Raw genomic sequence first — 13,456 nt, 5'->3', positions numbered from 1 at the left:
CGCTTCAAAGGGTTCCGTCGGCCGCGGAACCGCGTTTGCTCAGCGTTTTTTTGCGGGTTTTTTAGCCGCAGGCGCAGGTGCTGCAGCCGGACGCGGCTCCTCCGGCAGCTTGGCATAGGTCAGGATCTGCAGCTGCCCGTTGACGGCCGAGGTCGGCTTCGCCCGGTCGAGAAACTGCTCCTCGCCGAGGCCGATCGGATGCAGCCGCTTGGTCGAGATCTTGAACGTGTTCACCAGCACGTCGCGGATCGCATCTGCCCGGCGCTGGCTCAGGATTGCGTTGGCCTCGCGCGTCTTCGAATTGGATTCGACGTGGCCGACGATCAGGAAAGTGTAGGGCAGCAGCGAGGAATGAACCAGCGCATCCGCGATCCGGCCGACGGTCTGGTAGGAGGCCGGCTGGATGATCGGCGTGTCGGTGTCGAACTGGATCTGCGCATTGAAGGCCGGCAGCTTGGCGAGGTCGGGCGCGATCAGCGGCCGGTTCACGGGTCCCGGATCGTTCTTGATCCTGGTCTTGGCGCGCTCCATCACCTGCTGCTTCAGCGCGGGCAGATCGACCTCGGCGGCTTCTTCGAAATGGTTCAGCTTGCCGACGATGTCGTCGCGGGTCGGCGCTGCCGTTTGCGCGCCGGCAGTGCCCGCGAGCAAAGCGAGCCCCAGCGCAACGATCGCTCCGGCAATGAACGGTCCCTTCGCGCGCATCAGCGATACCCCGCGTCGTCGATGGCCTTGAGGCAGTTGTTGCTGATGCCCTTGGGCGTCGAGACCAGGCAGGGGACCGACTTGCTGGTCTCCTTGGTCGAGCCGCCGCAGACCTTGACGATCTCGCGCTGGCAGGCGTTCGCCACCGTGACGCGCGCGGCGACGCGCTTCTGGATGGCGTCGAACACGCCGAAATAGTCGCTCGCGCATTGCGGGGACAGCACGTCGCGGTTGCGCGACAGGCACTCCTTCAGCCGGTTCGAATCCGGATTGACGCCGCGGCAATTGGCGACGATTTCCGCGCCGCAGCTCGCCGCCAGCTTTCCGATCGAATCGCCAAAGCTCATGGTCTCCGCCACCGCAAGCGACGGCATCCCCAATGCAAGCACGATCAATGTGATGGAGCCCCGGAACATGGGTTTATCTGATACGGGGAAGTTCGCGATGGTCAAGGGCTGTTCGGCGGAGAACTGTCGAGAGTCCGGCCAGTGCGGCGAACAGTCCTCACTCCGTGGCCTCAGTGAGGGGAGGCCATTCGATCAGGATGGCCGTGTGATTCCCGAGATCGTCGGCAAAATCAGGATCGGCCTTGAGCTCGTCCAACGTCCGCGGCGGGGGAAGCTGGCGGCCGTCCGCGGCCAGCTCTTGCGCAAAGAATGCGAGCGCCTCGGGCGCATTCTCCAGCGCCTCGTCGAGATCGTCACCGCCGGAAATGCAGCCGGGCAGGTCGGGAAACCACAGGCTGACAGCGTCCGGATCGGCGTCCTCGATGATGGCAACGTACTGAGCCATGGCAGGATTGGTGGCCTCGAAGGGTGTCCGGCTGGGTTTGGGGCGATTATGAATACCTGATCCGGGGAGGCAGGCAATTGAGCAAATTCACTCTGGCGGAAGGCGCCGGCTCGTTCGTGTTTCACGATGATGGAGCGGTCCCGTCGCCACGATCGATGCGGGTCTACTCGTTCTGCCCCAGATCGAGTCATCGTTACACGCGCATCATCGTGGCGATGCACGGCGTCGATCGCGCTGCCGCGGAGTTTCGCGATCTGCTCGCACCTCAGGCCGAACGCAATGGGCAGATCGTGCTGGTTCCGGAGTTCGATCCGGATCAGTTCCCGGGTGTCCACGCCTACAATTTCGGGGGCGTGCGGCTGCCGCCGCCCGACAACACGGTTCTGCCGCGCGATCATTGGAATTTCGGGGTGATCGACCGGCTATTTCATCATGTTCGGCATGCGATCGGGTCGAGCCGAGACAGCTTCGGTCTGTTCGGTAACTCCGCGGGTGCCCAGTTTGTCCTGCGCTATCTCGCGCTCAACGAGGCCGCGTCCGTCGATCTCGCCGTTGCCGCCAATTGCGGATGCTACATGCTGCCGAATCTCACCAAGGACTATCCGGATGGCATGGGAGGGATCGGCCTCGACGAAGGTCATCTGCGCAGATATCTGGCGCGTCCGCTTGTCATCCTGCTGGGCGATGCCGACAACGATCCGGACGCCCCCGATCTACCGCGCTGGGACGAGGCGATGGCCCAAGGGCCTCACCGTCTTGCGCGTGGTCTCTGGCATTTCGAGCACTGCAAGGAGTTGGCCGGGCGCCTTGGCGGAACGCTGGGCTGGAAGCTCGAAATCGCGCCTGGCGCCGGGCACGTCGATCAGCAAATCTACGATCAGGGCGCGATCATCCTGAACCGCTGAGCGGAAAGGCTGTTCACGCCCTTTGCACGAAGCTGTCCACGACCTTCTTCTCGCCGGCCTTGTCGAAGGCGATGGTGAGCTTGTTGCCGTCGATCCTGGTGACGCGGCCGTAGCCGAATTTCTGGTGGAAGACGCGGTCTTCGAGCGAGAATTCCGAGGTCGTGCCGGTGGACTTGGCGACCAGCTCGCCCTCGATCGTCAGGGGCCCGCGGCGGCGCGAGGAGAAGCTGCCGAAATCGGGTGAGGACGACGCGGAGGAGAAGGTGGTGGCCTCTTCCTCGAAGCCGCTTCTGCCGCCGCCATTGCGGCCGCTACCGCGGTTGCGATTGGCCTGGGCGCGCTGCCAGCCCGGCGTCGAATAGCTGGAACCGAACGCCTCCATGTCGTCGAAGCGCGAGGCGCCGTAGCCGCCGGTGCCGCTCCAGGCCGAGCCGCCCTTGGATTCCGTGATCTCGACATTGGCCGCCGGCAATTCGTCGAGGAAGCGCGACGGGATCGTGGTCGACCAGGTGCCGTGGATCCGCCGGTTGGTCGCAAAATAGATCTTTGCGCGGCGGCGCGCGCGGGTGAGGCCGACATGGCCGAGCCTGCGCTCCTCCTCGAGGCCGGCGCGGCCCTGTTCGTCCAGTGTGCGCTGGCTCGGGAACAGGCCTTCCTCCCAGCCCGGCAGGAACACGTTGTCGAATTCGAGGCCCTTGGCCGAATGCAGCGTCATCAGCGACACCGCGTCGTCCTCGGCGCCGCCCTCACGGTCCATCACCAGCGAGATGTGCTCGAGGAACCCTTGCAGGTTCTCGAATTCCTCCATCGAGCGCACGAGCTCTTTCAGGTTCTCCAGCCGGCCCGCGGCGTCCGCCGAGCGGTCCTTCTGCCACATCTCAGTGTAGCCGCTCTCGTCGAGCACGATCTGGGCGAGGTCGGTATGTGCGGTGACCTCGCGCTGGGCGCGCCAGCGGTCGAACTGGGCGACGAGGTCGCGCAGCGACCCGCGCGCCTTCGGCTTCAGCTCGTCGGTCTCGACCACCGCGCGCGCGGCCTCGAACAGGGGAATGCGGCGCTTGCGGGCATGGTCGTGCAGCATCTGCACGGTGGCATCGCCGAGCCCGCGCTTGGGCGTATTGACGATGCGCTCGAAGGCGAGGTCGTCGGCCGGCGAGTTGATGACGCGCAAATACGCCAGCGCGTCACGGATTTCCGCGCGCTCGTAGAAGCGCGGGCCACCGATGACGCGATAGGGCAGGCCGAGCGTGACGAAGCGGTCTTCGAACTCGCGCATCTGGTAGGAGGCGCGCACCAGGATCGCGATCTCGTTGAGCTTCTCGCCCTGGCGCTGCAGCTGCTCGATTTCCTCGCCGATGCCGCGGGCTTCCTCTTCCGAATCCCACGAGCCCGTCACCGTGACCTTCTCGCCGTCCTGATCCTCGGTGCGCAGCGTCTTGCCGAGCCGGCCTTCATTGTGCGCGATCAGATGCGAGGCGGCGGCGAGGATGTGGCCGGTCGAGCGATAGTTGCGCTCCAGGCGAATGACCTTGGCACCGGGGAAATCGTGGTCGAAGCGCAGGATGTTGTCGACCTCGGCGCCGCGCCAGCCATAGATCGACTGGTCGTCGTCGCCGACGCAGCAGATGTTTTTGACGTGGTCCTTTTGGTTCGCGGGAGTTGGCGCCACGTCGTTGTGCTCGTCGTCACCGGGCCGACGCGAAGCGTCGAGATCCGGCGATGCATCTCGTGAAGACTCGATGGATTGCCGGGGCAAGCCCGGCAATGACGGGCTGGAAGACGGCGCCTGCGACAGTAGCCGCAGCCACAGATATTGCGCGACGTTGGTGTCCTGGTACTCGTCGACCAGGATGTATTTGAAGCGCTGCTGGTACTGCCTGAGGATATCAGGGTGCTCGCGGAAGATCCGGATGTTCTCCAGCAGCAAATCGCCGAAATCGGCCGCGTTCAGGATCTTCAGCCGTTCCTGGTAGCTCGCATAGAGCTTGCCGCCCTTGCCGTTGGCGAAGACAGCGGCCTCGCCCGAGGGCACCTGCGACGGCATCAGGCCGCGGTTTTTCCAGCCGTCGATCAGGCCGGCCAGCATCCGTGCCGGCCAGCGCTTGTCGTCGATGTTCTCGGCCTGCAGCAGCTGCTTGAGCAGCCGGACCTGGTCGTCGACGTCGAGCACGGTGAAGTTCGACTTGAGCTGCGCCAGCTCGGCATGGAAACGCAGGATGCGGCCGCCGATGGAGTGGAAGGTGCCGAGCCACGGCATGCCCTCGACGGCATGGCCGAGCATCTGGCCGAGCCGATGCTTCATCTCGCGCGCGGCCTTGTTGGTGAAGGTCACCGACAGGATCTCGGCGGGGCGGGCGCGGCCCTGGCTCAGGATGTGGGCGATGCGCGTGGTCAGGACGCGCGTCTTGCCGGTGCCGGCGCCGGCCAGCACGAGAACCGGGCCGTCCAGTGTCTCCACGGCCTCGCGCTGCTCGGGATTGAGCCCGGAGAGGTATTTCGGGCCCACCGAGGCGCGCGCACGCGCGGCGATGCCGCCGGCTGCGGGCTGGTGGTCGGGGACATTCTGGGACGTGATCTTGCTCGGCTCGGTCATGCGAATCATTGGCCCCACGATGGCACCGCGGGGTGGTGGAAGGGAGCCTTCTTAACAGGGATTGAAGCCCATATGGGGCGCCGGGGGAGGGTTTTCCACGTGCGCGGCAGGCCGATTTGTTCCAGCGCCAGCCGCGAATTTCGCTCCTGCGCGGGCCGGAACCATCGTTCCCGCGTCGAGATTGTCTGGACAGGTGGCGCGGCCAGCCGCGTCGACGCAGACAACATCAAGACGAGGGTTTGACCATGCTAGGCTGGGTTGTGACGTTTCTGGTTATTGCACTGATCGCCGGCATCCTGGGCTTCGGCGGCGTCGCCGGCGCTTCGATCGAGATCGCCAAGATCATCTTCTTCATCGCGGTTGTCCTGTTCCTGGTCTCGGCCGTGGTCGGCCTGGCGCGCGGTCGCAACCGGATATAGCGTTTCCCGCGGTGCATCCTTCGAGGCGCCCGCCTTCGGCGGGCCCTCAGGATGAGGGCAGAGTGTGCGGCAGCAGTCTCGAAGAGCGCAAATGCCGCTTGGCCTCATCCTGCGGAGACCGCCACCGGGTCCGCGCATAGCGCGGCCCGATGACAGGCTCCGCGGTCGTCTCGAAGGACGAGGCGCGCGCTCGGACCGCGGCTATAGCGCTGCGGCAGCGCTTTGAAACTACCGCTTCGCGGGCATCGCCACGCTCCGGCCGATGCCCTCGGGCCGCGGCACGGCGCCGTGGGCCTTTGTGACTCCAGCGATACGCTCGCGGATGTCAGGCGGAAACGGCGCGACGCGCCGCGCATTCATGTCCATGTGCAGCGACATGTTCTCGGACGTGGCCGACAGCCAGCCCTCGGTTGCGTGCCGCATCTCCTCGAACGTGTGCAGCCGCTTGTCGTCGGCCTCCAGCAGCCAGACGAAGATCTGCACGGGATCGCCGAGGTGGATCTCGCGCAAGTACCGGACGTGGCACTCGGCGGTGAAGGTCGAGCCGCCTCGCTCCTTCATGTAGGTCGGTCCGATCCCGAGCTCGCTCCAGAGCTGGTCGATCGCGCGGTCGAACATCACGTTGTAATAGGCCATGTTGAGATGGCCGTTATAGTCGATCCATTGCGGCTCGATCTGCATGATCGCGGCGCGGAACGGCTCGGCTTTGGGCGCTGAGGCGGCGGTCTGCGGCATGTTTCCTTCCAGCTATGCGTCCGGTCGCTTGACTTGACCGGCTTTATGTCCTTTGCCACGGTTCTTCTGTCGGGAGGAATTCCGTGGGTACGACCATCACCAATAATCCGCCGCGGCCGGAGCCGAAAGCCCTCGCGAGCGCGCTGGAGCAGCTTGCCGCACGCTTCGGCAACCGCCTCATCACCTCGCAGGCCGTGCGCGAGCAGCACGGCCATACCACCACATGGATCCCCAACCAGCCGCCGGACGGCGTGGTGATGGCGCAGGAGACCGCCGACATCCAGGACGTGGTGCGGATCTGCGCAAAAAATCGCGTGCCGGTCATTCCCTTCGGCACCGGCACCTCGCTCGAGGGCCAGGTCAACGCGCCCGCGGGCGGCATCTCGATCGACCTGCGCGACATGAACAAGGTGCTGGCAGTGCATGCAGAGGACCTCGACTGCGTGATCCAGCCCGGCGTCACCCGCAAGGCGTTGAACGAGCATCTGCGCGACCAGGGCCTGTTCTTCCCGATCGATCCCGGCGCGGATGCTTCGCTCGGCGGCATGGCCTCGACCCGCGCCTCCGGCACCAATGCGGTGCGCTACGGCACCATGCGCGACAGCGTGCTGGCGCTGAAAGTGGTGCGCGGCGACGGCGAGATCATCACCACCGGCACGCGCGCGAAGAAGTCGTCGGCCGGCTACGACCTCACGCATCTGTTCGTCGGTGCTGAGGGCACGCTCGGCATCATCTCGGAATTGACCATTCGCCTGCGCGGCATCCCCGAGACGATCGCCGCGGGCGCGGTCTCGTTCGAGACCGTGCACGGGGCCTGTCAGGCCGTGATCCTGGCGATCCAGACCGGCATTCCCGTCGCGCGCATCGAACTGCTCAATGCCGCGCAGGTGAAGGCCTGCAATGCCTATTCGAAGCTGACGCTGCCGGAGACGCCGCTGCTGCTGATGGAATTCCATGGCAGCGAGATCGAGGTCGGCGAGCAGTCCAAGGCGTTCGGCGAGATCGCAAAGGAGTGCGGTGGCGGTGATTTCTCCTGGACCACCAAGCCGGAGGATCGCACAAAGCTCTGGCAGGCGCGGCACGACGCCTATTGGTCGGTGAAGGCGCTGCGGCCCGGCGACAGCATCGGCGTGGTCGCGACCGATGTCTGTGTGCCGATCTCGCGGCTCGCCGATTGCGTCAGCGAGACCGAGGAGGATCTCAAGCGCCTCAACCTGCTGTCGCCGATCGTCGGCCACGTCGGCGACGGCAATTTCCACTGCTCGCTGGTCTGCGACACCAACGATGCCGACGAGATGGCACGCGGCGAGGAGTTCATGCATCGCCTGGTCGAGCGTGCGCAGGCGATGGACGGCACCTGCACCGGCGAGCACGGCATCGGACAGGGCAAGCAGAAATATCTCAAGGCCGAACTCGGCCCCGAGGCGCTCGATGCGATGCGGGCCTTGAAGAAGGCGCTCGATCCGCTCAACATCTTCAACCCCGGCAAGATCGTGCCGGAAGCGTAGCGCACAGCGCCAGCCGCACGGACCCATGGGATCGCGATGAAGATGTCCGACGATCTCAGGACGGCGCAGATGCTGTTCCGCGCGATCCAGGCCGGCTGGATGCGCGAAGCCGTTCAGCGCGATTGCCCGGCGCTGTCGCAATAGATACGGCCCGCGCGATGGGCGCGGGCCGGTGCGAGTTCATGCCGGATCGGCTCAATACCTGCGGTAGTCGCCGCGTGCCGGGCCGCCATAGCCACCACCATAGCCGCCGCGGCCCATGCCGATTCCGATCCCGATGCCGACACCCACGGCTGCGGGCGGGGGCGGCGGCGGGGCACGCTCGTAGACAACCACTTCGTCGGGCGGGGGCGGGCGGCGCGGCTTCGGCGGCGTCTCGACCAACTTGCGCTTCGGCGGGGTCTTGTCGACGCGCTTCTTGATGACGGGCGCGACGCCCGGATTGACCGGCGTTGCCGGCGGCGACGGCGTCGAGCACGGGCAGGTCGGCGCCATCGCGACCGCGACGGGCGTCGCCGCGGCGGCCACGGGCAAGGCGTAGTTGCGGTTCTGCACGCGCAGCAGCAGCCTGCGCGCGGTTGCCGCGAGATCGCTGTTGTCCCAGTTCTGCAGATAAGCCTCGAACGAGGCGCGTGTGTTGATCGCGGTCGCGCGCTCCCAGGCCAGCATCTGCCGCCGCCGCTCGAGCACGGTGCGCAGGCGCGGCGTGCGGGCGTCCTGTGCGTAGAGTTCGATATAGGCCTGGTAGGCCGGCACGGTGTCATCGGCGATCACCAGCTCATAGGCGGCCCTGGCAGGCTTGCCCTGCAATTCCTTGCGCCAATCCTCGAGGCTGCGCGTGCCGCTGGCAAGCGCCATCGAATCTGCGCCTGGAAGGGAAGACGTCTGGCCGCTGCTCTCGCCGAAAAACTTGAAGTCGGTGGTCAGGGACGAGCTCTCCCAGGGAATCTGCCGGCCGTCGGTCGATTGCGCCACGGCGACGCGGATCCGCTTGAAGACCTCCTCGATCGGCAGATTGGGCTGCTTGGCGATGGTCAGCGCAGCCGCGGTGTAGGGGCTGTCGGTGCCGTTGCCGTCCTCGGCTTCGGCGCCCGGCGAGGTCGAATAGGAGATGAAGGAGCCGGGCGCGCCCGCCTTGGTGTCGACGATCGCAAGGCCGTGGCCGGCGCCGCTGAGCGCGGGGAACGGATTGTTGCGGCAGGCATCGAGCATGAAGATGCGCGCCCGCGTCGGCAGCGCGCCGAGCGTGTTGAGCAGGTCGTTGAGCCGCACGCCCTGAAGCGGAATGTCGGCCTCGCGCTTGGGGTCGAGATCAACTGGCACCAGATAATTCTCACCGTCGATCTGCAGGCCATGGCCGGCATAGAACACCAGCGCGACGGTATCGGTGCCGCTGGCACTGACCTTGCCGGCGAAATCCGAGATCGCCGCGCGCATCTCGTTCTGCGACAGATTGGCCGCGGTGGTGACGGTGAAGCCGGCATTGCCGAGCAGCTCCGTCATGCCTTTGGCGTCGTTGGCGGCGTTGGGCAGCTCCGGCACGGCGCGATAGGCGGATTGGCCGATGACCAGCGCAAGCCGCGTTTCGGCGGCGGCGCCGGTCGGCGTCATCAATTGCGTGAGCGCAAGAAGACCGGATGCAAACAGAAAATTGAAAAAGGCCGGACGACGCATGGTGTCACCTCTATCGGCAATGCGCGCGATGATGTCACTTTTTCTACGTCTGCGCCATGAGGCCGTCTGTGCGCTGGATCACGCAGAGGCCGCGGCAAAATGGGGCAGGCGGCGGTGCGGCAGGTGCGATTGATCGCCGAAGGCGAGGTCCCGCAAGGCACCGTCAACGCCGACCGCTGGACGCGGCGGCCGGGAGGGGCCCTACAGCGGATCCACCGCCCTGAACGACCCGTCCTTCTGGATCACCGTCAAAAACACCTTCGGCGGCGCGTCGATCATGCGCGGGCCGACGATGACGGTGGTGCCGCTGATGTCGAAACGGCCGATATCGTTGATGGCGCGCAACAGGCTTGCGCGCGTCGGCTTCGGTCCGGCCTTTTCCAGCGCCGCGGCCGCGAGGCGGCCGGAGATATAGCCTTCGAGCGACACGAAGTCCGGTGTCAGCGTCGGATCGAACGCCTGCTGCGCCGCCTGGTAGTCGGCGACGAGCTTGAGCGAGCGGTCCCAGGGAAAAGGCACGACCTGCGAGACGATGACGCCTTCGCCGTCCGGGCCAAGCTCCTCCGCGAGCGCGTTGGCGCCGACGAAGGAGATGTTGGCGAAGGCCGGATAGAAGCCGCTGCGGTGCGCGAGCTTGATGAATTCCGCGCAGGGACCATAGGTCCCGACCATGACGATGGCTTCGGGCTCGGCGCGCTTGATCACCCGCAAGGCTGCGGCGACCGCGCGGGTGTTGCGCTCGAAAGTGCCCTCGGCGGCGAGTTCGAGGCCGCGCCTCGCAAGCGCGCGCTTGACGCCAAGGAGACCGTCGCGGCCGAAGGAATCGTCCTGGTAGAAGATGCCGATGCGGGTGAAGCGGCGATCCTCGGTGAGGTGCTTGACCCAGGCCTCCGCCTCCGCGCCGTAGCTCGCGCGGATGTTGACGACGTTGGGAAGCTCGAGGTCGCGGAGGAATTCGGCACCGCTGAAGGGGCCGATGAAGGGAATATTCCTGGTACTGGTGATCGGAATTGTCGCGATGGCGGTCGGCGTGCCGACCGCGCCGATCAGCGCGAACACCTTGTCGTCCTCGATCAGGCGCAGCGTCTGCCTCACCGAACGGTCGGGGTCGTAGCCGTCATCGCGGCTGATGAGCTGGAGCTTGCGGCCGTGGATGCCGCCTTTGGCGTTGATCTCGGTGAATGCCGCGACGATGCCTTGCCGCATGCGCTGTCCGAGCGCGGAGGAGGGGCCCTCGAGCGCTGCCGCCTGACCGAACAGGATCGCGTCCTCGCCGACGCCGACCTCGTCGCCTTTGGCGGAATGCGTCGCTGTGGCGAGCAACGCAATGGTCAGGCCGACATAGGTCGCGAACGGCGATCGTGCCATGAGGATGCTTGCCGGATGCAGGAGGCGTTGCGGAAACGATAGGTCGAGCGGGCTAAACAGGACGCTAATTTGTGCCCGTCGACGGTCCGTAAGACTCCGGGGAAAATCGGCAAGTTATTGCCACTCTGCCGCAACTTTCGGGGCAATCGTTAACTAAGCCGCGCGATGCGCGGCGGGCCGGTTTCCGAAATTGGGCAGTTCTTAACCCCGATCCTGGTCCGATAGTCGCGCCGGCGGCTCAACCAGAAGTTCGGGCCGCCGTACCCATGGGGACTTGCGGATCAAAGATGAGCGGTCGCGATCAGAACGATCAGGATCGGAGGCATATGAGGGGATGGTGGCGCGCCGCGCCGCTGCTCGGGCTCTATCGCCCTGCGTTCGTTGCGGTCGGCATCGGCCTTCTGTTCTCGATCGTGGGCGCTGCTGCCGTGGCGCGGTGGGAAGATCGCGTCAATCGGGTCGAGTTCGAGAACGCGGCCTCGGCCCAAGCGACCGTCATGCAGAACGGCACGAACGAGTACATCTCCAGGCTCCTCGCACTGCGCACGCTGTTCGAATCGACCAGCGACGAAGTCACCCGCAGCGAGTTCGAGACCTTCAGCGCCCGCCTGTTCGAGCGACATCCCGGCATGCTGCGCATTGCCTGGCTGCCGCGCGTCAACCGCAAGGAGCGCGCGGAATACGAGGCCGCGGCGATCACAGACGGCGTATCCGGCTATCGCATCAAGTCGCTCCAGGGCGACGGCTTCGCCGTCGCGCCGCAGAGCGACGAGTATTTTCCGGTGTTCTACTCGACTCAGCCGAAGACTTCGTCGGTCTATGGCATGGACTACGCGACGGTTCCGGAGCGCCGGGCGTTGCTGGAGCGCGCGCGCGACAACGATCGCGTCGCAGCCATTCGCACGCGCCTCTTCGAGCCGAAGGAGGGGGGCGGCCAGGTGCCCGACGTCCTCGTCGCCATTCCCGTCTACGCCAAGGGCACGTCGCGCGAGGAGATCGCGGACCGGCGCCGCAATCTCGCCGGCTTCGTGGTCGGCATCTTCGACCTGCCGCTGCTGATCCACTCCATTCGCGTGACCACCGGAGCAAGCCCCGCGGTCAGCATGAATATCTACCCGCCCTTCACGGCGAAGATCGCCAACCTGGAGGAAACGCTGCCGGATTACTCGTCGGCCGCCACCGCGCCGCGGTCGATGCGGGACATCGCGCAGGCCGTGCAATGGTCGGGCAGTCTCAAGATCGGCGATGCCGACTGGCAGGTGCGGGCGGTTCCAACCGCCGGCGGTCCGCTGGCGACGACTTACGATCGCGCGGGCGCGGTGCTGATCGTCGGCATGCTGCTGACGCTGTCGCTGTCGACCTATCTGATGCTCGCAAGCCGCAATTCGCGGCGGCTGTCGCAGGCGAACCGGCGGGTGCTCGAGCTTGCCCAGACCGACATACTCACCGGACTGCCGAACCGCGCCTTCTTCCTCACCCGGCTCGACGAGATGAACAGCCAGTCGGGCGTGACGGGTCTGCCCTTCTCGATCCTGATGCTCGACCTCGACCGCTTCAAGAACGTCAACGACTCACTTGGTCACGCAGCCGGCGATGCGTTGCTGCGCCAGGTGGCGCAGCGGCTGAAATCCGCAATGCGCGCCAACGACGTGCTGGCGCGGCTCGGCGGCGACGAATTCGCCATCATCCAGGAAGCCGGCGAGAATCAGCGCGCCTGCTCGACCGAGCTGGCGGCGCAGATCGCCAAGCTCGTGAGCGAACCATTCCTGCTGCCGGGACACCGCGTCGAGATCGGCACCAGCATCGGCATCGCGATCGCGCCGGACCACGGCAGCGATCAGGAGCAGCTCCTGAAGAAGGCGGATCTTGCGCTCTATCGTTCGAAATCGGCGGGCCGCAACTGTTTCACCATTTACGACGAGGCGATGTCGGCCGAGCTGGAGGCCCGCAACACGCTGGAAGGAGATCTGCGCGACGCCATCGCGCAGTGCCAGCTGGAGGTGCACTACCAGCCGTTCGTCGACGCCCTCGGCGGCGTCCGGCGCGGCTTCGAGGCGCTGGTGCGCTGGCGGCATCCGACGCGCGGACTGATCCCGCCGGACCAGTTCATCTCGCTTGCAGAGGAGACCGGGCTGATCGTGCCGCTCGGCGAATTCGTGCTGCGCCGCGCCTGCGCGGACGCTGCCGGCTGGCCCTGCGATCTCATGGTCGCCGTCAATTTGTCGCCGATCCAGTTCAAGGAAGCCGAGCTGTTCGAAATGATCTGCGCGGCGCTCGCCGATTCCGGCCTGCCGCCGCAGAGGCTGGAGATCGAGATCACGGAATCCGTGCTGCTGGAGCGCGCCGCCGAGAACCACGCCTTCATGGAGCGGCTGAAGAGCATCGGGATCGAGCTCGCGCTCGACGATTTCGGCACCGGCTATTCGTCGCTCAGCTACCTGACCGCGTTCCCGTTCGACAAGATCAAGATCGACAAGTCGTTCATCCGCAACCTCACGCATCAGCCGCGCAGCTCCGCCATCATCTCCGCGATCGTGACACTGGCGCGCGGGCTGGACATGTCGGTCACGGCCGAGGGCGTCGAGACGTCCGAGGAGTTCGAGCGGCTGAAGGCGCTCGGCGTCAATTTTGCGCAAGGCTATTTGTTCGGCCGGCCGCAGCCGATCGAAGGGATCCTGTTCGACGCGCCGGTCAAATCTTCGCGGCGCGACGCCGCGTGAACGCGCCCCGGCGATGCGTGGATGGCCGGGACGAAGC

At 65.9% G+C, this 13,456-nt stretch carries 11 protein-coding genes; 4 read left to right on the top strand and 7 right to left on the bottom strand.

Annotated features, from left to right (window positions below; all coding sequences use genetic code 11):
- Positions 1 to 39: 39 nt before the first annotated feature.
- The 3 genes from ACSHT2_RS13265 to ACSHT2_RS13255 form a co-directional block, all read right to left on the bottom strand.
- On the bottom strand, positions 40 to 705 hold the full coding sequence (locus tag ACSHT2_RS13265; RefSeq protein WP_440641950.1) for an OmpA family protein: 666 nt from the start codon (positions 703 to 705) through the stop codon (positions 40 to 42).
- Positions 705 to 1,121 (bottom strand): hypothetical protein, encoded by a 417-nt coding sequence (locus ACSHT2_RS13260; protein WP_440641949.1) that lies wholly within the window; start codon positions 1,119 to 1,121, stop codon positions 705 to 707. Before ACSHT2_RS13260 ends, ACSHT2_RS13265 begins: the two co-directional genes overlap by 1 nt.
- An 88-nt stretch (positions 1,122 to 1,209) precedes the next feature.
- On the bottom strand, positions 1,210 to 1,497 hold the full coding sequence (locus tag ACSHT2_RS13255) for a type II toxin-antitoxin system HicB family antitoxin (RefSeq protein WP_440641948.1): 288 nt from the start codon (positions 1,495 to 1,497) through the stop codon (positions 1,210 to 1,212).
- A 77-nt stretch (positions 1,498 to 1,574) separates the two neighbouring features.
- Between ACSHT2_RS13255 and ACSHT2_RS13250 the strand changes: the two genes are divergently transcribed.
- Positions 1,575 to 2,402 carry a hypothetical protein gene (locus ACSHT2_RS13250; RefSeq protein ID WP_440641947.1) on the top strand — a complete coding sequence of 276 codons (828 nt, stop codon included), beginning with the start codon at positions 1,575 to 1,577 and terminating at the stop codon, positions 2,400 to 2,402.
- Between the two features lie 13 nt (positions 2,403 to 2,415).
- Here the strand turns inward: ACSHT2_RS13250 and ACSHT2_RS13245 are convergent, their stop codons facing one another.
- Positions 2,416 to 5,004, bottom strand: a complete 2,589-nt coding sequence (locus tag ACSHT2_RS13245) for an ATP-dependent helicase (protein ID WP_440641945.1) — start codon at positions 5,002 to 5,004, stop codon at positions 2,416 to 2,418.
- A gap of 236 nt (positions 5,005 to 5,240) precedes the next feature.
- Here ACSHT2_RS13245 and ACSHT2_RS13240 point away from each other — a divergent pair, with 236 nt between their 5' ends.
- Positions 5,241 to 5,414: a DUF1328 domain-containing protein gene (locus ACSHT2_RS13240; protein ID WP_036006471.1), complete on the top strand. Its 174-nt coding sequence runs from the start codon at positions 5,241 to 5,243 to the stop codon at positions 5,412 to 5,414.
- Positions 5,415 to 5,642: 228 nt separating this feature from the next.
- Here the strand turns inward: ACSHT2_RS13240 and ACSHT2_RS13235 are convergent, their stop codons facing one another.
- Positions 5,643 to 6,149: a thioesterase family protein gene (locus tag ACSHT2_RS13235; RefSeq protein WP_440641944.1), complete on the bottom strand. Its 507-nt coding sequence runs from the start codon at positions 6,147 to 6,149 to the stop codon at positions 5,643 to 5,645.
- 83 nt (positions 6,150 to 6,232) lie between these two features.
- Between ACSHT2_RS13235 and ACSHT2_RS13230 the strand changes: the two genes are divergently transcribed.
- On the top strand, positions 6,233 to 7,657 hold the full coding sequence (locus tag ACSHT2_RS13230; RefSeq protein ID WP_440641943.1) for an FAD-binding oxidoreductase: 1,425 nt from the start codon (positions 6,233 to 6,235) through the stop codon (positions 7,655 to 7,657).
- A 195-nt stretch (positions 7,658 to 7,852) separates the two neighbouring features.
- Here ACSHT2_RS13230 and ACSHT2_RS13225 read toward each other — a convergent pair whose 3' ends face one another.
- Complete coding sequence (locus ACSHT2_RS13225; protein ID WP_440641942.1) at positions 7,853 to 9,331, bottom strand: caspase family protein; 1,479 nt, start codon at positions 9,329 to 9,331, stop codon at positions 7,853 to 7,855.
- 201 nt (positions 9,332 to 9,532) lie between these two features.
- The gene (locus tag ACSHT2_RS13220) at positions 9,533 to 10,699 is read right to left on the bottom strand and encodes an ABC transporter substrate-binding protein (protein ID WP_440641941.1); all 1,167 of its coding nucleotides are present in this window, start codon (positions 10,697 to 10,699) and stop codon (positions 9,533 to 9,535) included.
- Between the two features lie 287 nt (positions 10,700 to 10,986).
- On the opposite strand from ACSHT2_RS13220, the gene ACSHT2_RS13215 reads away from it, so the two are divergent.
- Positions 10,987 to 13,419, top strand: coding sequence for a bifunctional diguanylate cyclase/phosphodiesterase (locus tag ACSHT2_RS13215; RefSeq protein ID WP_440641940.1), 2,433 nt, complete (start codon positions 10,987 to 10,989; stop codon positions 13,417 to 13,419).
- Positions 13,420 to 13,456: the final 37 nt, after the last annotated feature.

It is taken from the genome of Bradyrhizobium sp. PUT101 (assembly GCF_052043945.1).
Lineage (GTDB): Bacteria > Pseudomonadota > Alphaproteobacteria > Rhizobiales > Xanthobacteraceae > Bradyrhizobium.
The sequence above is the reverse complement of the archived record's forward strand: the minus strand, read 5'-3'. Positions and strand labels throughout refer to the sequence as shown.